Consider the following 23612-nt stretch of genomic DNA (forward strand, 5'->3'; position numbering starts at 1 on the left):
TTTGGTCCCGCTGGCATGGCAAGGATCAGTCAAGACTGGCACGCGGGCAAAGTGCGTTTGAATTCGATCGAACCCTTAAGCGCGGTACGGACATCGGTTTGGGCGAGCACGTCATCGAGTGTCTTTTCGAGACGTTCGAACAGCATGTCGAATTCGCCTTCCGTGTAGCACAGCGCGGGCGCGAAGCCGAGAATGCTGTCGCCGAAGGCACGGAAAACGAGCCCGTTTGCGTAGGCCGCCGCGGCGATACGATCGGGCAGCTTGAGCGAGGTGTCGAAGCCCTGCCTGGTATCCTTGTCAGACACCAGCTCGAGTGCGCCCAGCAGGCCGCGGTGCCGCGAATCACCGACCAGGGGGTGCGCGAGCAGCGCATCAAGTCCTTGCGCGAAGCGTGGCGCGCGAGCGATGCCGTTCGCGAGCAACCCGCCTTCCAGATAGAGCCGAATTACTTCGAGTCCGATCGCAGCGCTAACCGGATGGGCCGAGTATGTGTGCCCATGGCCGATCACCGCCGCCACGTCGCCCTCGGCAATGCCCTGATAAACGGCATCCGACATCAGCACTGCCCCCATCGGGGCATACCCGGCCGTGAGGCCCTTGGCGACGGTCATCAGGTCCGGCTCAACGCCTTCGGCTTGAGACGCGAAGAGCGGGCCCGTGCGGCCGAAGCCCGTAATGACTTCATCTGCAACGAACAGGATGCCGAGCTTGTGACAAGCTTCGCGCATCGCCTTCAGCCAGCCGACAGGCGGTACGATCACGCCACCCGAACCCTGGATCGGCTCGCAGAAGAACGCAGCAACGTTATCGGCGCCGAGTTCTGCGACTTTCGCTTCGAGCGCCGCGACAGAGGCGGCGATCAGCGCGGCGTCATTGGCGAAGTCATTGCGGTACGCGTATGGCGACGGGATGTGATGCTGGGTTGGTAGCGGCACGTCGAAGTTGCGATGAAACGCGGGAAGCGCAGTGAGCCCCGCGCCTATAGACGACGAGCCGTGATACCCGCGTTGCAGCGCGATGATGTGCTTCTTTGACGGACGGCCCGTCGCGTTGTAGTAATGCGTGATGAAGCGCAGCGCAGCGTCGACGGCATCAGACCCGCCCAGCGTGAAGTACACGTGCTGCAGCGATGCCGGCGACAGTTCGACGAGCTTCGCAGCGAGTTCAATGGCCGGTTCGGAGCCGAAGTGAAAGTAGCCCGTTGCATAGGGCAGGCGGGTCATCTGCTTCGTGGCGGCCTCGACGATGCTTTGATGGCCGTAGCCGGTGTTCACGCACCAGAGGCCGGAGAAAGCGTCGAGCAGCTCGTTGCCGTCGATGTCGCGCAGGAACACGCCCCGCGCAGATTCCAGCACGGTGACGCCGCGCGCTTCATGCGCGCGATAGCTGACGACGGGGTGGATCAGATGCCTACGATCGGCTTCGATGAGCGATTGGATAGCCATGGTGCAGTTCTCTTCTCGGAATGGGCTTTGGACCATTCCAATACTACGAGAGAGGAACTTTCGCCGGTTCGCAAAATAAGCCGTGAAAAAACGCAAGTGCGGTTTTTTGCGGGGTACGCGTAGCATTTTGTGCTTGCGCGTGAATCGTCGGGAGTTCGCGGTGATCGCGTTAATAGCCGCGATTACGATCGATCTGTCCAAGCATTGGCAGACCTTCGCCGTGGCGGCGGATATTCTCCAGCACCACGTCGACGGCTGTCTCCGGCCGCGTCGCGCTCGCGATATGCGGCGTGATGCGCACGCGCGGATGGTTCCAGAGTGGATGCGATTCGGGCAGCGGCTCGGGGTCGGTGACGTCGAGGATAGCATTATGCAACTGGCCACTGGCCAGCGCATCAAGCAGGTCTTCCTGGTTCAACTGCGGGCCCCGCCCGACATTAATGAACGAGGCTCCCTTCGGCAGCCTGGCGAATATGCGCTTGTCCAGCAGACGTCGCGTCTCAGTGGTGAGCGGTAGCAGACAGATCAATATGCCGGTGCGTGCCAGGAACGCATCGAGCGCTTCGGCGCCCGAATAACAGTCGATCCCTTCCAGGCGATGCGCCGAACGGCTCCAGCCCGCGCACGGGAACCCAAACTGCCCCAGACGTTCCAGCACCGCCTTACCGAGCATGCCGAGCCCCATCACCCCAACACGTCGGGACGCCGCAGCGCGCACCGGCAATTCGCGCCAGATGCGCTGCCGCTGTTGCAATCCATAGTCGAACAGATCGCGATGGATGGTCAGCACGGCCTGCGTGACATACTCAACCATTCCTTCGACGATACCCGGCTCAACCATGCGCACGACAGTAATATGTGGCGGCACTCCGGACAGGTCGAACTGGTCGATGCCTGCGCCCACCGAGAAGATCACTTCGAGGTTGGGTAGCGTGCACGCGATATCGTCGGGAGGCTGCCACGTGGCGAGAAAGCGTACGGGCGCCGGCTCGCCGATGTCGGGCCACAGGCGAATCGGAATATCGGGTGCCTTTAGCGCAAAGAGCTGTGCCCATTGCTTGCCGCGTTCAGGGTCGGCTTTGTAGAGTAGTGTCATGTTTGATCAAATTGTCGAACTGTCAGCTTCGCTGGGAGCAATCTCACGGTACGCGCTCCGGCAAGACCGGAAGTTAGTCGTGACATTCCGGTGCCGCGCTTTGGGGAGGGATCGCTGCGGCCTCCTGCCATCGCAACAGGCCGCGGAAATCAAGGGCAGCCCGTTCGATCGGTCAGAAAGACACGCCCATGCTGCGGGAAATTGGTGCGCACGTCGTGCAATGGCAACCGGTTCAAGCCGAATTGGCTTACTAGCCCACCGCCTGATTGACGATACCGAATTGGCGAAAGGATGCATCGGCGCGAAGCGTACCGTTGCGCGCCATCTTCACGACCGTACCGAATCGGGAAAGTCCGAGTGCTTCCAGCCACGCCGAGAGCTGGCATTCGTGCGGCGTATCGATACGGACAAACGTGCCGGCGTGGAGCGAGAGCCAGTAACTGATCAATGCCTTGGCACGGCTGGAGTCGTTGGAGTCCGGTGCCACGACCGGACCGATGGAAAAACCATGTCCAAAGCGTCGGATGAGGGCGAAACCAATCAGGTCGTCATCGCGCGCGATTGCGATCCCTTGTGAAACTTCGAGGAGCGCCGGCAGGAGCGTCCCGCGGTCGAGGCCGCTCGCACGCGACGCCAGCTCTATCAGGCGCGCGGTATCGTTCAAGCCGAGCGGGCGCAGCCGCTCGCCGGGAGGGAGTGAAACAAGCGGCGGCTGGAGTGCGATTCCCTGATGGTGATCAACGGTTCCAATCGCTTCGAAGCCGAGCGTCTCATACAGATGCCGACCCTCTGCAGTTGCGTGAAGAATGACGGTTCGCTCGCCCAGTTCTTCCAGCAGCAGTTCCATGAGTTTGCGGCCAATGCCCTGGCCTTGCTGCTGCGGCGACACAACGACCATTCCGAGCGACGCGCGATCATCGCCGAACTTCCAGCAGAGCCCCGTGCCAACAAGCGTTCCGCTCGCATCCTCCGCGACGAATCCCATGCCCGCTTCAGCGACAAATTGCCAGTCTTCGACGCGATGAGGCCACCTCAATTCACTCGACAGGGCGCGCGCGCGCGCGACGTCCAGAAGCGAAAACGGGCGATAGGCAACTTGGTGACCTGTGGCGGGGGCTTCATTTCGGCGCGACATGCCTTTCTCCTTGGCTGGATGCTTACGCCGCAACTCTCGCATTGCCTTGCTGTGTTGTCCATAACGTTGACTGGGTGGAAAGCAAATCGATAAAAACTGCAGCGTCAACGCGTAAAAAACGCGTCACTTCTGCTAAAGCAGCCCGTCAGTCAGTGAATTGCGGAGGGTCGCCAGCGGTACGATTTCAACTGAGTGAAAGCACCAAATTAACGGCAGATGCGCGAGTCAAAAGGAGACGAAATGGACAGCTTCGATCCCGGCAAGGTTGCGGTGCGTTCCGGGCATTTCATCGGGGGAAAATATATCGACGAGGGCACGCAGAAGCTGCAAGTGGTTCGCCCTTCGGATGGCGTTGCCTATGCGACGGTTCCGGTGGCCGATGCGGAAATGACGGATCGCGTGGTCGAGAATACGTGGACGGCCTGGCGTTCGAGTGGTTGGGGGCGAATCGCTCCTCGCGAACGCGCAAGGGTGCTGCACCGCTTTGCCGAGCTTGTCGCCGCCGACGGCGAGACGCTGGCACCCCTGGAGGCGCTCGGGTCCACCCGCCCGATCCGCGAGGTGGCAGCCTGGGACGTTCCCTTCACAGCCGAGGGCATCCGCTTTTATGCGGAGTTCGCCGACAAGATCGGCGGCGATGTCGCAGCAACCGATCACGATCACCTTGGTATGACAATCGCTGAACCGTACGGAGTCGTCGGCGCAATCGCGCCCTGGAACTTCCCTCTGGTGATGGCGTCGTGGAAGCTCGCACCGGCATTGGCGGCGGGCAATGCGGTCGTACTGAAGCCGTCGGAGACAACGCCCTTTTCGGTGCTGCGCCTCGCGGAACTGGCGGTCGAAGCGGGCGTGCCACCGGGTGTTTTCAACGTAATACAGGGCGACGGTCACATGACTGGCGATGCGCTTGTGCGTCATCCGCATATAACAAAAGTGACGTTCACCGGTTCCACGCGCACCGGGGCCGCGATCATGGCGGCATGCGCGCATTCTGGCACGAAGCCGGTTACCCTGGAACTGGGCGGCAAGAGTCCGCAGATCGTCTTTGCGGATGCGCCACGGCTCGAGGACGTCGCGCGCCGCATAGCAGCGGCGGTCGCGGGCAACGCCGGGCAGGTATGCGTGGCGGGATCACGTCTATTGGTGGAGCGTTCGATTGCGGCGGACCTGGCCGACCGGATCGCACGCATCTTCGCGGAACTCCGGCCGGGCGCGACATGGTCGGCAGGCACGACGCTATCGCCGATCATCTCTGAAGCCCAGGCCTCACGCATTGAAACAATTGTGCAGCGCACAGTGGCCGGCGGCGCAACCTTGCGATGCGGCGGCCGTCGAGCGGATGGCGAACCGGGCGGCGCATTCTATTCGCCAACGATTCTCTGCGACGTCAATGAGCAATCCGAAGCGGTTCGGGAGGAGGTGTTCGGCCCGGTTCTGACGCTGCAGACATTCGATACGGAAGCGGAAGCGCTGGCTCTGGCACACCACCCCGACTATGGCCTGGCTGCCGGCGTGCACACCGCAGATCTGGGCCGAGCACTGCGCTTCGTGCGTGGCATCGAAGCGGGTACGGTGTGGGTGAATCGCTACGGGAGAACCAGCGATTTCATGATCCCTACGGGCGGCTACAAGCGCTCCGGCATTGGCAAAGATCTGGGACGGCAGGCCTATGAGGCAAATCTTCGCTTCAAGAGCGTCCTGATCGACACGCGCTCATGAACGGTTACTCCAACGACGGGGAGCAGCACGGATGGCGTGCGAGATGCTCGGCAGACTGTGCCGTTTGGGCCTTGTATAAAGCGTTGAAGCCATGTTTTTGCCGGCAGAACAAACGACATATTCTTTTTTGCAATGCTTAAATTCTGTTCAGGAATGCACTTCCTGTTTTCCCGCTAAGCTCCACGCGGATTCACAACACGATAGGACTGAGACGATGATCGATTTCGAACCAAAGTACATCACGTTTGACTGCTACGGCACGCTGACGAAGTTTCGCATGGGTGACATGGCCCGCGAGATCTACGGTAACCGCCTTCACGGCGCAGAACTGGAGAAATTCGTTGCATTCTTCTCGGGCTATCGCCGCGACGAGGTGCTCGGCGCGTGGAAGCCGTATCGCGACGTCGTCGTCAATGCCGTACGCCGCGCGTGCAAGCGTATGAATGTCGAGTTTATCGAAACGGAAGCGGAGCAATTCTACCTCGCCGTACCGACATGGGGTCCGCACGCGGACGTGCCGGAAGGGCTGTCGCGGCTGGCCAGGAAGTACAAGCTCGTGATTCTTTCGAACGCGTCGGACGATCAGATCCAGAGCAACGTCGACAAGCTGGGCGCGCCGTTCCATCGCGTGTTCACCGCGCAGCAGGCTCAGTCGTACAAGCCGCGCATGCAGGGATTCGAGTACATGTTCGACCAACTGAACTGCAACCCGGAGGACGTGTTGCATGTGTCGTCGAGCCCTCGCTACGACCTGATGACGGCGCATGACATGGGCATCAAGCACAAGGCGTTCGTCAAACGCGGTCACGAGCCGGACGCGCCGTACTACGAGTACTATGAAGTCGACACCATCGGCGATCTCGCAACGCAACTCGGTCTGTGACTCCCTGCCTCCTCTCATGCAAGGACACCCGATGAAACTCGACTCCTACTGGCTCGACACGGCACCCGCCGGGCCCCAGGTTTGCGAGGGTCCCGTCGATGGCCAAGTCGACGTCGCCGTCATTGGCGGCGGTTTCACCGGGCTGTCCGCTGCGCTGGCACTCGGCCGGCGCGGCGCGAGCGTTGTCGTACTCGATGCTGGTCGTATCGGCGGAGGGGCATCTGGTCGCAATGGCGGCCAGTGCAACACCGGCGTTGCGCAGGACTACGCAGCGCTTCGCAAGCAACTGGGCGTCGAGCGCGCGCAAGGTTGCTATCGCGCGTATGCCGAGGCGGTTGATACGGTCGAGCGGCTGATTCGCGAAGAGCAGATTGACTGCGACTATCTCGCGTCGGGCAAGCTGAAACTGGCCGCGAAACCGCAACATCTGGCGCACCTCGAGCATACGGCCGAGCTGATCCGCCGCGAAGTCGATCCCGATGTCGAGATCATTCCGCGTGAGCGCATTCGCAGTGAAGTCGGATCAGACGCTTTCTTCGGAGGCCTGCTGCATAAGCACGGCGGGCAGATGCACATGGGCAAGTTCGCGGTTGGTCTGGCAAATGCGGCCGTGCGCAACGGTGCGCGGCTTTTCGAGCACGCGCCCGTCACGTCGATCGCGAAGGACCGCGGCGCTTACCAGATCGAGTCCGGACGCGGCACATTACGCGCGCAGCAGGTATTGGTCGCGACGGGTCCATCGCGGCATGGACCGTTCGGCTGGTACCGGCGGCGTATGGCGCCGGTCGGTTCATTCATCATTGTGACGGAGCCGTTACGTGCTGAGCATCTCGCCCGGCTGCTGCCGAATCGGCGCTCATACACAACGAGCCGCCTGATGCATAACTACTTCCGCGTCACGCCCGATTCGCGGCTGCTATTTGGTGGACGTGCACGCTTTACGGCATCGGAGCAACCATCGGACGAAAAAAGCGGCCGTATCCTGCAGGCGAACCTCGCGCAGATGTTCCCGAGCCTTGCCAAGGCGCGTATCGACTATTGCTGGGGTGGTCTCGTCGATATTACGGCTGATCGTTTGCCACGCGCCGGGGAACACGACGGCCTCTATTTCTCGATGGGCTACAGTGGCCACGGCACGCAGATGGCAACGCACATGGGCCAGGTGATGGCCGAGGTGATGGCCGGGAATTCTGAAGCGAATCCCTGGCGAGACTTTGACTGGTCCGCGATTCCAGGGCATACGGGCAAACCGTGGTTCCTGCCGCTCGTCGGGGCGTACTTCCGGCTAAAAGACGTCCTCTATTGACGAACAACTCCCTTGTGGAGGAGACAGATGCACAAGATAAATATGCGCGACGCCGACGCCAGCGTCGGCGATGAACTTCAACAGCTCAACCGCAAAGGCGTGTCGCGACGCAATCTGCTTCGCGCGATGGCTGCCGGTGGGATGTTCTCGATGACTGGCGCGGGAATGCTGGCCGCGAGCGGGTCGGCATTCGGGCAACAGACGCCGAAAAAAGGCGGCAAGATTCGCGTCGCGACGCAATCGGCGTCCACTGCGGATACGCTCGATCCGGCGAAGGGCGCGCTGAGCACGGACTACGTGCGCGCCAATATGCTCTACAACGGTCTGACCGAGTTCGACTCGCATCTTGGCGCAAAAATGGCGCTCGCGGATTCGCTGGAAACTAAGGATGCGACCGTGTGGGTTGTCAAGCTGCGCAAGGGCGTGCAGTTCCATGACGGCAAGGCGCTCGCGCCCGCCGACGTTGTCTACTCGATCATGCGCCACAAGGATCCGGCGACCGCCTCGAAGGCGAAGACGCTCGCGGACCAGATCAAGGACGTGAAGGCGACGGGCGCGAATGAACTGACGATTACCCTCGAAGGTGCAAACGCCGACCTGCCGGTGATCCTGGCGACCTCGCACTTCATGATCATCAAGGACGGAACGAAGGATTTCAGGACGGCGGTCGGCACTGGTCCTTTCAGGCTCAAGGAATTCTCGCCGGGCGTGCGTACCGTCGGGGTGCGCAATGAAACGTACTGGAAGACTGGACTGCCGCACCTTGACGAGATTGAGCTGGTCGGCATCGGAGACGAACCGGCGCGCGTCAACGCGTTGCTTTCGGGTGACGTGCAGCTGATCAATGCAGTGACGCCGAACTCCGCGCAGCGAATCAAGGGGACGTCCGGTTTCTCGGTCCTGGAGACGAAAACGGGCCAGTACACCGATCTGATCATGCGCGACGAAGGTGGTATCACGGGTAACCAGGATTTCCGCCGTGGCATGACGTACCTGCTGGATCGCGAACAGATCCTTCGTGCGGCTTTTCGCGGCTACGGGGCAATCGGCAATGACCAGCCGATCGACCCGACGAACAGGTACTACTTTGCCGGTATTCCACAACGAAGCTTCGATCCGGACAAGGCCAGGTTCCATTTTCAGAAGGCGAAGCTCGGCAACGCTCCGCTGCAGGTATATGCATCGCCGGCGGCCACCGGATCGGTCGAAATCGCGACGCTGCTCCAGGTTGCCGCGCCAGGCGCTGGCCTGAACCTCCAGGTGAACCGTGTACCGGCGGATGGCTATTGGTCAAATCACTGGATGAGGCATCCGCTCAGCTTTGGCAACGTCAACGCGCGGCCGAGCGCCGATGTGCTCTTTACACAGTTCTTCAAGTCCGACGCGCCATGGAACGAAGCGAACTGGAAGAACCCGAAGTTCGACCAGTTGCTCCTCGCCGCGCGCGGCGAACCCGATGACGCGAAGCGCAAGAAAATCTACGGCGACATGCAGGTGATGGTGCATGAAACCGGCGGTATTGGCATCCCCTTGTTCGTGAGTTCACTCGACGCCCATACGACCCGGCTGAAAGGTCTGGGCACGATTCCGCTGGCCGGACTGATGGGCTTCACGTTTGCGGAACACGTCTGGCTCGAGTCCTGAGCTGTCACGTCTTCAGTCGCGCCGCTACCTGGCGGCGCACCATTTCTGTACAGGAGGCGTTTCTAGTATGAACGCAAACGCGCAACGACTCATTGCAGCGCGCCTCGGTTTCGCGCTGGTCACGCTGCTGCTGGTGTCGGCCATCGTATTCGCGATAACTGGCCTTTTGCCGGGCGACGCGGCGCAGCAGGCGCTCGGCCAGGCGGCCACACCGGAACAGGTAGCAGCCTTGCGTCACCAGTTTGGTCTCGACCAGCCCGCTCTGCAGCGCTATTTCCAGTGGCTTCTGCACATCGTGAGTGGCAGTTTCGGCACGTCGCTGTCGAACAACACGCCGGTGAGCGAGCTGATCGCGACCCGCCTGCCGAATACGCTCATGCTTGCAGGGCTAACGGCCGCTGTGTCGGTTCCTGTCGCGCTGGCGATCGGCATTCTGTCGGCGATGTATCGCGGTTCGCTGCTGGACCGTACCCTCAACGTGCTGACGTTGTCAACCGTCGCTGTGCCCGAATTTCTGATAGCGACGATCGCCGTGCTGATCTTTGCTGTCAAGCTGCGCTGGCTGCCGGCGCTGTCATATCTGTCGGAGGTCACGTCGTTCGGCGCGCTGGTGCGTATTTATGCGATGCCCGTTATGACGCTGTGCTGTGTGATTGTGGCGCAGATGGCGCGTATGACACGTGCCGCGGTGCTCGATCAGCTGAACGCGTCGTACGTCGAGATGGCCGTACTCAAGGGCGCCTCACCGGTCCGAATCGTGTTGCGCCATGTGCTGCCGAATACGATTGGCCCCATTGCCAACGCGGTCGCCCTCAGCCTGTCGTATCTGTTCGGCGGCGTCGTCATCGTCGAATCGATCTTCAACTATCCGGGGCTCGCGAGCCTGATGGTCGATGCCGTCACCAATCGGGACATGCCGCTCGTGCAAGGCTGCGTGATGGTGTTCTGCGCGGCGTATCTCACCCTGGTACTCATTGCCGACCTATGTCAGATCTTCTCCAATCCGAGGTTGCGTCAACGATGAACCGACCCGATACATCCCATGCGGGGACCGTCCTGTACTCGGTGCCCGATGAAGAGGCCCGCCCTTGCGCCGATACGCTTCAGGACGCCCCCGCCACAGCTCCTGTCAACAAACGTGGTCCGCTGCGCCGTCTCGCGAACCGTCTCTCGCTGCTTGGCCTGATCGGCCTCGTGATCGTGGTGTTCTGGCTCTGCGTTGCGTTCTTCGGGCCGCTCGTCGCTCCGTACAAGGGGGGCGCCGTGACGTCGACTGAGATATTCGGGTCGTACAGCGCGGCGCATCTGCTCGGCACCGATTTTCTGGGCCGCGACATGCTCAGCCGCGTGCTGTACGGCACCCAATACACAGTTGGACTGGCGCTGGCATCGACCGTGCTCGCCAGTTGCATAGGAACGTTCTTCGGGCTGGTTGCGGCCGTGTCCGGACGCTGGGTCGACGAAATCATGAGCCGACTGTTCGACGCCCTGATCTCGATTCCGAGCAAGATCCTCGCGCTCGTCGTGATCGCCGCATTCGGTTCGTCGGTGTCGATACTGATCATGGTCGCCGCGCTCGCTTATATTCCTGGCGCGTTTCGCATCTCGCGCTCGCTGGCAGTCAACCTGATGACACTCGAGTACGTGCAGGTCGCAAAGGCGCGCGGCGAAGGACTGTTTTACATCGCGCGCGTCGAGGTGCTACCCAACATGATTCATCCGATGCTCGCGGACTTCGGCCTGCGCTTCGTGTTTATCGTGCTGTTGCTCAGCGGCCTGAGCTTTCTCGGCCTCGGCGTGCAGCCTCCGAATGCCGACTGGGGTTCGCTCGTGCGCGAGAACATCGGCGCTCTGGCGGAAGGCGCACCGGCCGTACTGGTGCCCGCCGTCGCGATCGCGACGCTCACGGTGGGCGTGAACCTGCTGATCGACAGCCTGCGCCGGCACGCCGCGCGCGGCCATGGAGACGCCAAATGAACATGATCGAAGTCAAGGGCCTGCGCGTGGTCGCGGGCTCGGCGCCCGACCCGGTCGTCGAGATCGTCAAGTGCGTCGATTTCACCGTGAAGAAAGGCGAAGTGCTTGCGCTGATTGGCGAGTCGGGCTCGGGCAAGACGACGATCGCGCTGTCGCTACTGGGGCACGCACGCGGCGGCTGCTCTATTGCGGGCGGATCGGTGAAGATCGGGGGCGTCGAAGTGCTGTCACTCGATGCAGCCGGACGTCGCGGGTTGCGCGCGCGCACCGTCGCTTACGTCGCCCAGAGCGCGTCGGCGGGTTTCAACCCGGCCCGCACGATCATGGACCAGGTGACCGAGCCCGCGCTGCTACACAGATTGATGACGCCTGCTGCGGCCCGCGAGAAGGCCGTGGGACTGTTTCGCTCGCTGGCTTTGCCGTCGCCAGAAACCATTGGTGCACGCTATCCGCATCAGGTATCGGGCGGTCAGTTGCAGCGCCTGATGGCGGCGATGGCGCTGATTACCGATCCCGCTGTCGTCGTGTTCGACGAACCGACGACGGCGCTCGACGTCACCACACAGATCGAAGTGCTCGCTGCTTTCAAGAAAGTGATCCGCGAACTGGGCACGACAGCCGTCTATGTCTCGCACGATCTTGCCGTCGTCGCGCAGATGGCGGACCGCATTGTCGTACTCAACGGGGGCATCGTGCGAGAGAATGGCACGACCGGGCAGGTGCTCGATACGCCGGCCGACGACTATACGCGGCAACTGCTCGCGGCCACGCGCCGCCCGGAGCCGGACCTTGCGCTTCTGGCTTCAGATGTGGCACCACCGTTGCTCGAGGTCCGCAATCTGAACGCCGGGTATGGACGGATCGATGCGAACGGCGTGCCTGCCGTATGTGTGCTTGAGGACGTAAACCTGAGGATCTCGCGCGGCAGCGCACTCGGCGTGATCGGGGAATCGGGTTCGGGCAAAACGACGCTCGCACGCGTGGTGGCCGGACTGGTGGATCGTGCCCGCGGTGAGGTGCTGCTCGACGGCAAGCCGCTGCCAGCGAAGCTCTCCGGGCGCACGCCTGATCAGTACCGGCGCGTGCAGATCGTTTTTCAGAATGCGGACACGGCGCTCAATCCGAGCCGCACGATCGCCGACATTCTGGCGCGGCCGATGAACTTCTATCACGGGCTGCGCGGGGCAGCGGCGCGCAAGCGCATGCTCCAACTGCTCGATCTGGTGAAGCTGCCAGCATCGATTGCCGGGCGTCAGCCGGGCGGCCTGTCGGGCGGCCAGAAGCAGCGCGTGAACCTGGCTCGCGCGCTTGCGGCCGAGCCTGCGCTCATTCTCTGCGACGAGGTGACCTCCGCACTGGATACCGTAGTCGGCGCAGCGATTCTTGACCTGCTCGTGGAACTGCGGCGCGAACTGGGTCTGTCATACATGTTCATCAGCCACGATATTTCGACGGTGCGGGCGATCTGCGACGACGTCATGGTCCTCTATGCCGGTCGGTGTGTCGAAGCCGGTCAGCGCAACGTCCTGGCCGCGCCCCCCCACCACCCGTACACAGAGCTACTGGTCGATTCGGTGCCCGCACTGCACCCAGGCTGGCTCGACTCACGGCGCACGCTCACAGGCGCCGCCTTGCCGTCGATGGGGCCCGCCAGTGACTCCACTGAGCTGTGCAGCTTTCGGGCGCGTTGTCCGGTCCGCATCGACGGTAAGTGCAACGTTACACCCCCCAGTGCCAGGAAGCTGCCCTCGGGCGCCATAATCCTTTGCCACCGCTCTGCCGCCGAACTCGAGCTCGCGCAGAAAGCCGACCCGGTGACGGCATGACTGCACGCTTTGTGAGAGTGGCGGAGACCGGACGCAAGACGTTCGGGATCGCCGTCGATGGAGACGCAGTGAAGGCCGCCGAAGGCGACACGCTGCTGGTCGCGCTCCTGACGGCACAAGACACGTTACGCGATTCCGAGTTTGGCGACGGCCGCCGTGCGGGCTTCTGTCTGATGGGTGCTTGCCAGGACTGCTGGGTCTGGACTGCGCAAGGTGAGCGTGTCCGCGCCTGTACAACGCCAGCAATGCCCGGCATGTCGATCATCACGCGCGTAGCGCTAGTGGGGGAGGGCGTATGGCCGCGTCTGCAGAAGTGAAGGGTCCGAACGTCGTCGTCATTGGCGCTGGACCGGCGGGCGTGCGCGCCGCGCAGGCGCTGGTTGACGCGGGGCTGCGGCCCACGGTGATCGATGAAGGGCGCCGCGATGGTGGCCAGATCTATCGGCGCCAGCCGGACGGCTTTTCGCGTTCGTATGAAACGCTGTATGGGACGGAGGCTGCGCGTGCCGCATCGCTCCATCGCGACTTCGATGCATTGCGCGCGCAAATCGATTATCTGCCTGACACGCTCGTATGGAATATCGGGCCAAAGGCGGTGCATATCGTGAGTGGCTCGCGCTACCGCAAGCTTGCATTCGATTCGCTGATCATCTGCAGCGGAGCCACCGATCGGCTGATGCCGGTTCCCGGCTGGCACTTCGCGGGTACTTACAGTCTGGGCGGCGCACAGGTAGCCCTCAAGTCGCAGGGATGCGCGATCGGTGCTCGGATCGTGATGATGGGAACCGGGCCATTGCTGTATCTGGTCGCCGCGCAGTATGTCAAGGCAGGTGCGACAGTGAGCGCCGTCCTGGATACATCGTCCTTGGCGCAGCGCCTGCGAGCGCTGCCGCAGTTGCTCGCGATTCCATCGACGCTTCGCAAGGGCATCGCACTGATGCGCGTGTTGCGCCGCGCGGAGGTTCCGATTCATCGTGGCGTGGTGCCTGTCGCAATCGAAGGCTCGTCTGAGCATGGTGTCACAGGCGTTCGCGTGAAGCTGGCAAACGACACGACGCTGAATGTGACGTGTGATGCCGTCGCACTCGGCTATCACCTGCGTTCCGAAACACAGCTTGCTGATCTCGCGGGCTGCGCTTTTCGTTTCGACACGATCACGCAGACGTGGCTTCCGCAGATTGATGAGGATGGCCGTAGCAGCGTCGCAGGCATCTATCTGGCAGGCGATGGGGTGCGCGTGCGCGGTGCTGACGCGGCCGAACGCGCGGGCCGGCTCGCCGCATTGGCCGCGCTGCACGACGCAGGTATCGAACTCGGGGGCGCCGCGCAACTACGCGCGGAACTCTCCCGTTTCACACGTTTCGCAGCCGGCTTGCGCACCGCCTTTCCGTGGCCCGCGCGCTTCGCGGCAGCCCTGCCGGATGACACCATCGTGTGCCGCTGCGAGGCAATCACTGCCGGCGAATTGCGGCAGGTCGTTCGTGAGATGGGCGCGATAGAGGCAAACCGCGCAAAGGCATTTTCCCGCGTCGGCATGGGCCGATGTCAGGGACGCTACTGCTCGCACGCCGGTGCTGAAGTCATCGCAGCAGAAGCGCGCGTGCCATTGGAAGCCGTCGGGCGATTACGCGGCCAGGCCCCTGTCAAGCCGCTGCCCATAGCGCTGGAATCAGGGTCCGGGATGGAGACTGTTCGATGAACCGACACGCCGACGTAATCGTTATTGGTGGCGGCATCATGGGCACTTCGACGGCTTTCTTTCTGCGCAGGCGCATGCGCTCGGTGATCCTGATTGAACGCGGACTCGTCGGACAGCAGGCCAGCGGCACCAACTTTGGCGGTGTCCGCCGGCAGGGTCGCTCCTTGCCTCAGCTTGCAATAGCCAATCGCGCACTGGATGTCTGGTACCGAACCAGAGAACTGCTTGGTGAGGACATTGAATTTTTGCCTTCCGGTCATACGCGCGTTTGCTACCACGCGCACGATGCTGAGTATTTTCATCGTTATGCCAATGAGGCGCGCGCGTTTGGCCTGCACCTTGAGGTGCTGGACGGTGCTGCAATGTTCAGGCGTTTCCCATTTCTGGGACGGGAAGTTCTCGCCGCGTCCGTCTCACCGCTCGACGGACACGCTAATCCGCGGATCGCATCGCCGGCTTTCGCACGCGCTGCCGTGCGGCACGGCGCACAGATCGTCGAGAACACCGAGATCGTCAGCGTAGAGAAGGACGGTGCTGAATTCCGGGTGCAGAGCGCGACAGGCGAAACGTATCGAGCAGCGCGGCTCGTTATCTGTGCGGGCGCGTGGGCGAGTGCGCTCTCGCAGCAGTTTGGCGAGCCGGTGCCTCTGATAGCGCACGGGCCCCAGATGGCCGTCACAGAGCCGGTGCCTTACGTCTTTCAGTCATCGATGGGCGTCTACACGTCGATCAAGGAAGAGAGCGTCTATTTCCGGCAGATTCCGCGCGGCAACATCGTGCTCGGCGGTGGCCCGCCCGGTCCCGCCGATGCCGTCACGCGCCGGGCGTCGGTGTTGCCGGAGAACACCGTGCAGCAGATGGCGCAGTTCCGTCGTCTCGCGCCCGCGCTGGCTCGGCTCAACGTGATCCGCGTCTGGAGCGGGGTGGAGGGTTACCTTCCCGACGGAGAACCTGTCATCGGGCCGAGTTCGAAAGTAGACGGTCTCTTTTATGCATTTGGCTTCAGTGGCTCGGGGTTTCAGATTGGTCCAGGGGTGGGCGAAACGCTCGCGGAGCTGATCGACATGGGGCGTACGCCAATCCCGCTCGATACATACGCAATCGACCGATTCACTGCGACGTCCGCCACTGCTTCGGCTTTAGCCATCGGGCACGACGGCTGACAGACCACGGCTACCACGGGGCTTTCCCGTTGATCAGTGAAACGATCCCAGTCGAAGCCCCCTTGCGCGGCAGATGTGGCTCGGGCGGGACGGCAGATAAGGAACCAGTCCAGTTGAGATCGGGAACGTATTGATTTAGTAGTGCAAGACAATTATTCAGGAAGGGCTTTGGCCCATTGATCGAACGGTCCGCGGGCGGCGCGGCATAGCCGTCGTCGGATTCGCCACAAACTACCAGAACACAACACAACATGTCCAAATTGCAGCAAGCAGCGGTGGAGCAGTCCGGCTCCCGATCGTTTGTCGATCTCCGAAAGTTCGCGGCGGATAATATCCAGGGGATTGAGGCAATTGCTTCGGTAGGCGAGAGTCGCTTCCTTGCTAGTCGCCACTTTCTAGATTGGCCGCCGGGTCCCATGAGCGCGGGCGTAATAGCGCTCGACACAGGATGCGGTGTGGTGCCACCCCAGCCTGCAGATGAATTCGTCATCGTCGCGGAAGGCGAGATCACATTGACGCAAGCAGAGCATGCCATGGCGCTGGGGCCAGGCGACAGCGCGGTGCTTGCTCATGGCGCTGAGTTTTTTTGGTCGGCGCGAGGGCCGGTTTCGATCATCTTCATGCGTTACCACGGCAGCCAGTCTGCTGATGGAAAGATTGTCCCCATCCAGCACGCGCCGCTGTTGGAGACCTCGGGCACGCCTTCCGCGGAGTTGTTACTCACGCCCGCGCCCCTCTGCCGTAACTTCACGGACTACCGGTCTGCGGATGGAGAATTCGTCTGCGGCACCTGGGACTCAACGCCCTATCAACGCAGCGCAATGTTTTATCACCATTGCGAGCTGATGTATCTCCTGGAAGGCAGTGTCACGTTCGAGGATGAAGCCGGCAGAACGGCCACGTTCGGGCGCGGCGACATCTTCCTCGTCGAGCAAGGCGCGCGGTGCAGTTGGGATAGCCGCGAGCACGTCGCCAAGGTATACGCGATTTATCGTCCGGCTTAACTCCGCGAATCACGCCGCCGGTGTAGCTTCGCCCGCAGGCAGCCTCTGTCTACGGGCTTTTTTGACGCGCCGAGCGCACGGGCGGGCACGCGTGCGCAAATTAAATCATAAGAACCATAGAGACCACCCGATGCTATCGTCCATTCGCACGCGCGTTGTTCTTGCCTGCATAGCGCTGGTCGTTTTCTCCGTCGTCTCCAGCACCGCGACTGACTATTCGATCGCGAAGTCGAGCATGGAGGCTGCAATCGATCACGACTTGACGTCGTCCGCCAACGATCACGCCGCTGCAATCAGCGAGTGGATCGCTGCGAAAACCCAAATGGTTTCATCGCTGCAGGATGTGGTGCTGACGGCAGACTCTCTGCCCATGCTTCAACAGATCGCCGTCGCCGGTGGATTCTTTGACGTGGGCGTCGGCTACCCGGACAAAACCGCGAAATTCAACGATTGGCCGAACCCTCCTGCCAGCTACGATCCGACTAGCCGACCCTGGTACAAAGCCGCCGTGCGATCGGGCAAACCCGTCGCCATCCCTTACGTCAGTACGAGCGGGGCGTTGCTGGTAGGCTTGGGGATTCCCGTGATACGCGACGGCGTGGTGAAGGCTGTGCTGGACGGCAATATCGCCTTGGACAGCGTAATTGAGAACGTAAAATCGATCCATCCGACCCCGTCAAGTTTCGGCATGCTGATCGACCACAGCGGCCGCGTGATTGCACATCCCGATCCCAAGCTGCAGCTCAAACCGGTCACTGATGTCGCAGCGGATTTCGCTGGCGTCACCACCGCGTCGGCAGGCCCGGGGAATGCGCCGATGAAACTGGTGGTCGACGGAAAGACGAAAATGGTGCGCGCGCAGAGTGCGCCGGGTACGGATTGGGACATCGTGATCGCCCTCGACGAATCCGAGGCGACCGCTGGAATGCGCTCGCTATTGAGTGCGTCACTGATCTCTCTTATCGTCATCGTCTGCATCGCATCCGTGATAGGCGTCGCCCTTACCACGACGGCGTTCCGTCGCCTAGGTCACGTTTGCCTGGCCATGACAGCGATCGGTTCGGGCGCGGGCGATTTGACGCAGCGCTTACCGGACGAGGGCAGGGATGAAGTGGCCAACATCGCGCGTTCGTTCAATCAGTTCGTCGCCAAACTTCAACGTGTAATGTTGGAAATCCGCGGTGCGAGCGAATCGGTGCGTGCCGCCGCAAGTGAAATTGCCGAGGCGAACCACGATTTGTCGTCCCGCACCGAATCTGCTGCAGCGAGCCTGCAACAGACAGCCGCATCGATGGAGCAAATCTCAGGGACGGTGGACCGGTCTGCCGCCGCGGCGCTCGGGGCCGACGAGCGATCGGGCATCGCGATGCAAATGGCTTCGCGCGGAGGTGAGGTCGTGTCCGATGCGGTTGGCACGATGGGAGAGATCGAGGAAGCGTCGGGCCGAATCGGCGCGATTATTAGCGTCATCGACGGCATCGCGTTCCAGACCAACATTCTGGCGCTCAATGCCGCTGTCGAAGCCGCTCGTGCAGGGGAGCAAGGCCGTGGCTTCGCCGTCGTCGCGCATGAAGTTCGCAGTCTCGCCCAGCGCAGCGCGCAGGCCGCGCGCGAAGTGAAGCAACTCGTGGAGGAGACGGTCTCGCGCGTTGCAGCCGGATCGTCTCAAGTGCGTCGAGCGGGCGAGACGATGAACCAGATTGTCGCGAATTCGGCCGATGTGCAATCGGTCATCTCGGGCATCGCACGTTCTACCACGGAGCAGACACGCGGAATCCAGGAGGTCAATCGAGCGGTTACGCAACTCGACGCCATGGTTCAGCAGAATGCGGCGTTGGTCGAAGAATCGGCAGCGGCGTCGGCCGCGCTGCAGACCCAGGCAGACGCCTTGGCGTCGACGATCGGAAGATTCAAGGTCGACTGAACATCTGCGCTTGCCGGGAAGCGTCCGCGGGGTGATTCCGCGAATCCGGCACGGATATTACGCTCTCGACGATGCGGGCGAAGGTCTGGACAGCGGGACGGATGGCTTCGATATCGAGCCCGCCGAACCCCAACAGAAATCCGTCACGAAATCCCGGATCGCCTTGGTTGAACGTGTGCAGCCGGCGAAGGTAGATTCCCTGTTCAAGCGATCGCGATACAGTCGTATCGAAGTCAACCAGATCCCGGATCCTGATTGTCATATGCAGACCCGCCGCGTTCCGCGAAGTTTCAAGTGCATCGCCAAAGGAATGGTCCAGACATCGGAGCAATTCCGATTGTCTCGCACCGTATATATCGCGCATCCGCCGAATGTGCTTCGAGAAATTCCCGTCCGCAATAAAGTCTGCCGTTGCGGCCTGCAAGGAAAGGTGCCCTGGTCTGTATAGGCGCAACGACGCAGCTGCGAAGGAATCGACCAAGTCAGGTGGAACAACTATATAGCTGAGCCTCATGCCGGGGTACATTACCTTGCTTAACGTTCCCATCAGAATGACACGGCCGTTTTCATCATCGCCTTGAAGAGACGGAAGCGGACGCTGGTCATATCGGAACTCACTGTCATAGTCGTCTTCCAGAACGAATGCGTCCCACCGCGCGGCGGCCGCACGCAGACAGGCACGCCGTTCGTCCGACAACGTCACCCCCATTGGAAACTGATGCGATGGGGTCGTCACCACGAGTCGAGGTCGGCGCAAACATCGTTCGAGCTTCATACCGTTACTGTCGACGGCAATAGCCTCCACTTCCAACCCGTTGGCGCGCAACAGGATTGGCGTCGCCCAGTGGCAAGGGTTTTCAACATAGGCCAGTTCACCCACGTCGGCCAGAATGCGTGAGCAAAGGTCAATCGACTGATTGGTCCCCATCGTCACGATGATCTGTTCCGGGGAGGCCCGGACCGCGCGCGATACGCACAAATATTCCGACAGCGCGCGGCGCAACGGCAGATATCCACCTGGATTGGAGTAGCCCATGAGGTCCGCATGCTGCTCTCCAAGATAGCGATTCTGGATACGCCTCCAAATCTGATAAGGAAAACAATCCGTATCGCAAACACCCGGCACGAAGGCCCCCTTGCGTTCCTGGATGCCTGCAGGAGCGTGTATCAGTTGCTCCCCGCGCTCGGAAAGGGTTCGTGCGGTTGATTCCCGAGGCGCCGACTTCATCGATTGCGGCAGCTTGTCGGAGACAAGCGTGCCACTCGTGGAATCGGTATGGAGATAGCCGTCGGCCGACAGCCTTTCATAAGCCGTTACAACGGTTATTCGGGAGACTTCCAGGGCAGCCGCGAGCGTTCGGGAGGACGGCAAACGTGCAGAAGCCTTCAGCGTGCCGTCGGATACCGCGTCTCGGATCCCGTTCGCGATCTGGATCTGTAGTGGTACGGTCCCGTCTCGACGGAGACGGGCGACCAGGAGGTCAGCAAGCAACGAGTCAACCATTGGACCTAACCAACTTTTTGAATTGGACTGATAGGTTCGCAGCGGGTACGCGTACTGTCAAGGCTCGCCATCGAACAAAGCCTTTTCAGTTATTAGGGTTCCTATGCGTGTATCTCTAAGTGAGTGTATTCGTCAGTTACATCGCCTGATAGGCCTGAGCATTGGTCTATTCGTCGTCATGGTGGCGGTTACCGGCGCGGGCATGCTGTTTCGAGAGTCACTCGAACCCGTCGTCTACCACGGTCTGCTCAAAGTCGAATCGTGCAAAAACCGCCTGCCGCTCGATACGCTGATTGCCAATGCGAGCGCTTCTAATCCAGTCGCAGGCCGGCCAAAGCAGGTGCGCATATACGCCGACGCGGATTCCAGCACGCGTGTTCTCTTCAGCGACAACCGGTGGTACTACGTCAATCCATGCACTGGCAAAGTGCTTGGAAACGAGGATCGTTACGGCGGCCTGTTCGGTACGATGGCCAGCCTGCACAGCTTTCAGTTTCTGAAGAAGAATGGAAGCGTCTTCGCTGGAACGCTTGCGCTGACATTCGCGATTGTCCTGGTCGGTGGCGGCTTGGCTCTGTGGATTCCAGAGACATTGCGCAAACGCAGGCGACCCGTCACGATCAAGCCCAAGCTCACCGGTCGCGCGCGCTGGCTCAGTCTGCACAAAACGCTCGGCGCCTATGTCAGTATCATCGTACTTGCCTCCGCGCTCACCGGCGCGCTGCAATCGTTTCAGTTCGTGAGGGATGCACTCTACACACTGACGGCCTCGAAGCCCCCCGCACCTTCTCCTAAATTGGTCGTGCGGGCCGATGCGCAAAGCCTGCCAGTCGAGGCCCTCTGGCGACGCGCACAGGCATTGGTGCCGCAACCAATATATGCCCGCATTCGCTACCCTGGCAAGCCCGGGGATGCGTTCAACTTCGATCTTGTCGCACGCGACGCACCGCATATAAATGCGTTTTCCGTTGCTAGTCTCGATTCAAGCACAGGTAAAGTGTTGCGCTTTACTCCATATTCGGAGAACAGCTTAGGTCATCGAATTTACCTGACGGCGCTTGCGTTTCATTACGGATGGCTGAGCGGCGGATTTGTTCAATTGCTGCAACTGATCGGCATGCTCTCTGTACCGGTATTGGCTTACCTCGGCATTGGCAGTTATCTGCGCGGCAAACGGCCTCCGCCGGCTCCCGTGTCGCCCCGAACGACTCTCGCGTTGAAAGTGGCCAGGAAAGCGGCCGAAGCGGAGAACATTCAATCTTTTGAACTTGTCGACCCTGCCGGAAAAGCGCTGCCGTCGTTTACGGCCGGTTCCCACCTTGATGTTCGTGTACCCGGCGGAAAGGTTCGACAATACTCACTGTGCAATCCTCCTGACGAAAGACATCGCTATCTCATTGCCGTCATGCGCACCGAACCTACGCGCGGTGGGTCGAGGGCCATGCATGAGCAGGTCAAGGAAGGCGACTTAATTGAAGTCAGCGCTCCGAAAAATCACTTCCCGATCGTGGAATCTGCGAAGCACTCCCTGCTCATCGCGGGTGGTATCGGTATTACGCCGATTCTTTGCATGGCGGAACACCTGGCTGATCTCGGAGCCGATTTCAAAATGCATTACTTCGCGCGCTCGCCGTCGCGCGCAGCCTTTGTCGACCGCATCAAGCACTCGAAATTCGCCGACCGCGTTGTCTTCCACTTCACGGAAGACGAGAAACAGCAACGGATAGATCTAGCCGCGCTTCTCCAAACGCACGGTCCCGAAATGCACCTATACCTATGCGGCGGCGAGGCGTTCATGAATGCGGTCATCGACACCGCATTGCAAAAAGGCTGGCGCAAGGACCGTATGCACAGGGAATGTTTCAGCGTTGAGCGCAGGGAATCCGACAACAATGTCGAATTCGACGTCACGATCGCGAGCACCGGCAAGACTATTTGTGTCCCTGCAGACAAGACGGTAATAGCTGCTTTGGCCGATTCGGGAATCCATATTACGGCGTCCTGCGAGCAAGGCGTCTGCGGCACCTGTGTGACGCGCGTGCTGGAAGGCGAACCGCAGCACCGCGACGTGTTTCTCTCCGACGACGAGAAAAACAGGAACGATCGATTCACTCCCTGCTGTTCGCGTGCCAATAGCCGGATGCTGGTACTCGACCTGTAGATGGAAAGGCCGGCACTGCCGGAAAAAGTGTAAACAAAGGCGGCATTTTTTCAACCACTGAAAGGAGACACAAATGAGGATCATCGGAAAGCTTGCTGTCGTTGCGAGCCTGCTTGCAGGCATGGGCGCCGCCAGTCTGGCGCAGGCCCATGGCATCTATTTCGCGCAGCGCTCGAACCAACTGGCGCTGATCTACGGCGAGGGCAGCGACGACCTGGATGTCATCAAGCGCCAGCAAAAGGTGAAGAGCGTCACAGCCTACGACGAGCAGGGCAAGGAGGTCTCCGCGCAGCTCACGCCCAACGGGCCGCTGCTCGTGGTGAATACCGACAAGCAGCCGGCAATCGTTGCAGGGATGATGGACTACGGCCTGTGGAGTAAGACGACGAACGGCGAGTGGCAAAACAAGGGCAAGGACGAAGTGCCCGGCGCCACGTTCAGCGAGCACACATTCAAGTACGCGGTGCATCTGTGCCGGCCCCTGAATGGCGTGATGCCCGTACTGCCTGGGCAGAAGCTGCAGATCGTGCCGGTCGGCAAACAGATGCCGGATCAGATGGGCCAGGCGCTCACGGTTCGGGTGCTCTACGACGGCAAGCCCGCGCCAGGTGCCGAGGTGCAGCCGGATTTCGTCAATGACCCTGATTCCAAACCGCTAAAGACCGGCGCAGACGGCACCGTGACGATCAAGGTGCGCAACCAGGGTCTGAACGTGGTCGTAGCAACACTCGATACGCCGCCGTCGGAACCCGCGAAGGCGAACCAGGACGAGCATAAGGCCACACTGTCGTTCGTGCTGCAGCACCTGCCCGAGTGATCAAGCGTTATCTGCTGGAGCTTGTCCCCAATGAAACGAATTTCTGGCTGGCCGCACTTGCCGCGGCCGCTTGCAGCACGAAGCTTGTCAAGGGCGACAAGGTGATCGCTCTCGTAACGATGGAAGACAAGTCGATGAGCAGCGCGCGCTTCGTCATGAAGTAAGGAAGGCTTCCCTGGACGGCGGCAACTATGGTTGCCGGCGTTTACGGCGTTTTCATCGTTCCCGGAAGCGCTGCACCGCAACCAGTTACATTCATCTCGACGTCGCGATCCAGAAGGACTCCTATTTACCGTGCCTCATCCGGGA

General features: G+C 61.1%; 19 protein-coding genes. 15 read left to right on the top strand and 4 right to left on the bottom strand.

The genetic code is table 11. The annotated features are described in order from the left end of the window. Positions 1-29 precede the first annotated feature (29 nt). From A3CW_RS0127635 to A3CW_RS0127645, 3 genes are all read right to left on the bottom strand, one after another. The gene (locus A3CW_RS0127635; RefSeq protein ID WP_028206448.1) at positions 30-1445 is read right to left on the bottom strand and encodes an aspartate aminotransferase family protein; all 1416 of its coding nucleotides are present in this window, start codon (positions 1443-1445) and stop codon (positions 30-32) included. 169 nt (positions 1446-1614) lie between these two features. After that, positions 1615-2541 carry a 2-hydroxyacid dehydrogenase gene (locus tag A3CW_RS0127640; RefSeq protein ID WP_028206449.1) on the bottom strand — a complete coding sequence of 309 codons (927 nt, stop codon included), beginning with the start codon at positions 2539-2541 and terminating at the stop codon, positions 1615-1617. 250 nt (positions 2542-2791) lie between these two features. Continuing rightward, on the bottom strand, positions 2792-3676 hold the full coding sequence (locus tag A3CW_RS0127645) for a GNAT family N-acetyltransferase (protein ID WP_028206450.1): 885 nt from the start codon (positions 3674-3676) through the stop codon (positions 2792-2794). A gap of 240 nt (positions 3677-3916) precedes the next feature. On the opposite strand from A3CW_RS0127645, the gene A3CW_RS0127650 reads away from it, so the two are divergent. The 12 genes from A3CW_RS0127650 (at position 3917) to A3CW_RS0127705 (ending at position 18821) form a co-directional block, all read left to right on the top strand. Then, positions 3917-5395 carry an aldehyde dehydrogenase family protein gene (locus A3CW_RS0127650; protein ID WP_028206451.1) on the top strand — a complete coding sequence of 493 codons (1479 nt, stop codon included), beginning with the start codon at positions 3917-3919 and terminating at the stop codon, positions 5393-5395. 214 nt (positions 5396-5609) lie between these two features. Next, entirely contained in the window at positions 5610-6278 is a 669-nt protein-coding gene (locus tag A3CW_RS0127655; RefSeq protein ID WP_028206452.1) for a haloacid dehalogenase type II, read from the top strand. 31 nt (positions 6279-6309) lie between these two features. Next, complete coding sequence (locus tag A3CW_RS0127660; protein ID WP_028206453.1) at positions 6310-7584, top strand: NAD(P)/FAD-dependent oxidoreductase; 1275 nt, start codon at positions 6310-6312, stop codon at positions 7582-7584. Positions 7585-7611: 27 nt separating this feature from the next. Beyond that, on the top strand, positions 7612-9228 hold the full coding sequence (locus tag A3CW_RS0127665; protein WP_028206454.1) for an ABC transporter substrate-binding protein: 1617 nt from the start codon (positions 7612-7614) through the stop codon (positions 9226-9228). 67 nt (positions 9229-9295) lie between these two features. Further along, positions 9296-10252: an ABC transporter permease gene (locus A3CW_RS0127670; protein WP_028206455.1), complete on the top strand. Its 957-nt coding sequence runs from the start codon at positions 9296-9298 to the stop codon at positions 10250-10252. Beyond that, the gene (locus A3CW_RS0127675; RefSeq protein ID WP_028206456.1) at positions 10249-11205 is read left to right on the top strand and encodes an ABC transporter permease; all 957 of its coding nucleotides are present in this window, start codon (positions 10249-10251) and stop codon (positions 11203-11205) included. The genes A3CW_RS0127670 and A3CW_RS0127675 overlap by 4 nt, the downstream gene beginning before the upstream one ends. Beyond that, positions 11202-13031 (top strand): ABC transporter ATP-binding protein, encoded by a 1830-nt coding sequence (locus A3CW_RS0127680; protein WP_028206457.1) that lies wholly within the window; start codon positions 11202-11204, stop codon positions 13029-13031. The genes A3CW_RS0127675 and A3CW_RS0127680 overlap by 4 nt, the downstream gene beginning before the upstream one ends. After that, positions 13028-13348: a (2Fe-2S)-binding protein gene (locus A3CW_RS0127685; RefSeq protein WP_028206458.1), complete on the top strand. Its 321-nt coding sequence runs from the start codon at positions 13028-13030 to the stop codon at positions 13346-13348. Before A3CW_RS0127680 ends, A3CW_RS0127685 begins: the two co-directional genes overlap by 4 nt. Next, positions 13327-14730 (top strand): FAD/NAD(P)-dependent oxidoreductase, encoded by a 1404-nt coding sequence (locus tag A3CW_RS47840; protein WP_035514144.1) that lies wholly within the window; start codon positions 13327-13329, stop codon positions 14728-14730. Before A3CW_RS0127685 ends, A3CW_RS47840 begins: the two co-directional genes overlap by 22 nt. Further along, a complete protein-coding gene (locus A3CW_RS0127695; RefSeq protein ID WP_028206459.1) occupies positions 14727-15893 on the top strand; it encodes an NAD(P)/FAD-dependent oxidoreductase in 1167 nt (388 codons plus the stop codon). Before A3CW_RS47840 ends, A3CW_RS0127695 begins: the two co-directional genes overlap by 4 nt. Before the next feature lie 251 nt (positions 15894-16144). After that, positions 16145-16897, top strand: a complete 753-nt coding sequence (locus A3CW_RS0127700; RefSeq protein ID WP_028206460.1) for a cupin domain-containing protein — start codon at positions 16145-16147, stop codon at positions 16895-16897. Between the two features lie 130 nt (positions 16898-17027). Continuing rightward, positions 17028-18821, top strand: coding sequence for a methyl-accepting chemotaxis protein (locus tag A3CW_RS0127705; protein WP_028206461.1), 1794 nt, complete (start codon positions 17028-17030; stop codon positions 18819-18821). Here A3CW_RS0127705 and pdxR read toward each other — a convergent pair. After that, entirely contained in the window at positions 18808-20325 is a 1518-nt protein-coding gene (pdxR, locus tag A3CW_RS47845; protein WP_051481754.1) for a MocR-like pyridoxine biosynthesis transcription factor PdxR, read from the bottom strand. The genes A3CW_RS0127705 and pdxR overlap by 14 nt on opposite strands. A gap of 103 nt (positions 20326-20428) precedes the next feature. Between pdxR and A3CW_RS54465 the strand changes: the two genes are divergently transcribed. The 3 genes from A3CW_RS54465 to A3CW_RS52555 all read left to right on the top strand — a co-directional run bounded on the left by A3CW_RS54465 (position 20429) and on the right by A3CW_RS52555 (position 23467). Further along, positions 20429-22486: a PepSY domain-containing protein gene (locus A3CW_RS54465; RefSeq protein ID WP_081771840.1), complete on the top strand. Its 2058-nt coding sequence runs from the start codon at positions 20429-20431 to the stop codon at positions 22484-22486. Positions 22487-22559: 73 nt separating this feature from the next. Beyond that, complete coding sequence (locus A3CW_RS0127720; RefSeq protein WP_028206463.1) at positions 22560-23303, top strand: DUF4198 domain-containing protein; 744 nt, start codon at positions 22560-22562, stop codon at positions 23301-23303. Further along, positions 23300-23467 (top strand): hypothetical protein, encoded by a 168-nt coding sequence (locus A3CW_RS52555; protein ID WP_154678053.1) that lies wholly within the window; start codon positions 23300-23302, stop codon positions 23465-23467. Before A3CW_RS0127720 ends, A3CW_RS52555 begins: the two co-directional genes overlap by 4 nt. Positions 23468-23612: the final 145 nt, after the last annotated feature.

Source organism: Paraburkholderia nodosa DSM 21604, from assembly GCF_000519185.1.
In the GTDB taxonomy this organism is placed as follows: Bacteria; Pseudomonadota; Gammaproteobacteria; order Burkholderiales; family Burkholderiaceae; genus Paraburkholderia; species Paraburkholderia nodosa.

What these genes read in the sequence shown, in the direction of transcription:
- A3CW_RS0127635 (WP_028206448.1), bottom strand. Translation starts at nt 1,445, where the DNA reads ATGGCTATCCAATCGCTCATCGAAGCCGATCGTAGGCATCTGATCCAC.
- A3CW_RS0127640 (WP_028206449.1), bottom strand. Translation starts at nt 2,541, where the DNA reads ATGACACTACTCTACAAAGCCGACCCTGAACGCGGCAAGCAATGGGCA.
- A3CW_RS0127645 (WP_028206450.1), bottom strand. Translation starts at nt 3,676, where the DNA reads ATGTCGCGCCGAAATGAAGCCCCCGCCACAGGTCACCAAGTTGCCTAT.
- A3CW_RS0127650 (WP_028206451.1), top strand. Translation starts at nt 3,917, where the DNA reads ATGGACAGCTTCGATCCCGGCAAGGTTGCGGTGCGTTCCGGGCATTTC.
- A3CW_RS0127655 (WP_028206452.1), top strand. Translation starts at nt 5,610, where the DNA reads ATGATCGATTTCGAACCAAAGTACATCACGTTTGACTGCTACGGCACG.
- A3CW_RS0127660 (WP_028206453.1), top strand. Translation starts at nt 6,310, where the DNA reads ATGAAACTCGACTCCTACTGGCTCGACACGGCACCCGCCGGGCCCCAG.
- A3CW_RS0127665 (WP_028206454.1), top strand. Translation starts at nt 7,612, where the DNA reads ATGCACAAGATAAATATGCGCGACGCCGACGCCAGCGTCGGCGATGAA.
- A3CW_RS0127670 (WP_028206455.1), top strand. Translation starts at nt 9,296, where the DNA reads ATGAACGCAAACGCGCAACGACTCATTGCAGCGCGCCTCGGTTTCGCG.
- A3CW_RS0127675 (WP_028206456.1), top strand. Translation starts at nt 10,249, where the DNA reads ATGAACCGACCCGATACATCCCATGCGGGGACCGTCCTGTACTCGGTG.
- A3CW_RS0127680 (WP_028206457.1), top strand. Translation starts at nt 11,202, where the DNA reads ATGAACATGATCGAAGTCAAGGGCCTGCGCGTGGTCGCGGGCTCGGCG.
- A3CW_RS0127685 (WP_028206458.1), top strand. Translation starts at nt 13,028, where the DNA reads ATGACTGCACGCTTTGTGAGAGTGGCGGAGACCGGACGCAAGACGTTC.
- A3CW_RS47840 (WP_035514144.1), top strand. Translation starts at nt 13,327, where the DNA reads ATGGCCGCGTCTGCAGAAGTGAAGGGTCCGAACGTCGTCGTCATTGGC.
- A3CW_RS0127695 (WP_028206459.1), top strand. Translation starts at nt 14,727, where the DNA reads ATGAACCGACACGCCGACGTAATCGTTATTGGTGGCGGCATCATGGGC.
- A3CW_RS0127700 (WP_028206460.1), top strand. Translation starts at nt 16,145, where the DNA reads ATGTCCAAATTGCAGCAAGCAGCGGTGGAGCAGTCCGGCTCCCGATCG.
- A3CW_RS0127705 (WP_028206461.1), top strand. Translation starts at nt 17,028, where the DNA reads ATGCTATCGTCCATTCGCACGCGCGTTGTTCTTGCCTGCATAGCGCTG.
- pdxR (WP_051481754.1), bottom strand. Translation starts at nt 20,325, where the DNA reads ATGGTTGACTCGTTGCTTGCTGACCTCCTGGTCGCCCGTCTCCGTCGA.
- A3CW_RS54465 (WP_081771840.1), top strand. Translation starts at nt 20,429, where the DNA reads ATGCGTGTATCTCTAAGTGAGTGTATTCGTCAGTTACATCGCCTGATA.
- A3CW_RS0127720 (WP_028206463.1), top strand. Translation starts at nt 22,560, where the DNA reads ATGAGGATCATCGGAAAGCTTGCTGTCGTTGCGAGCCTGCTTGCAGGC.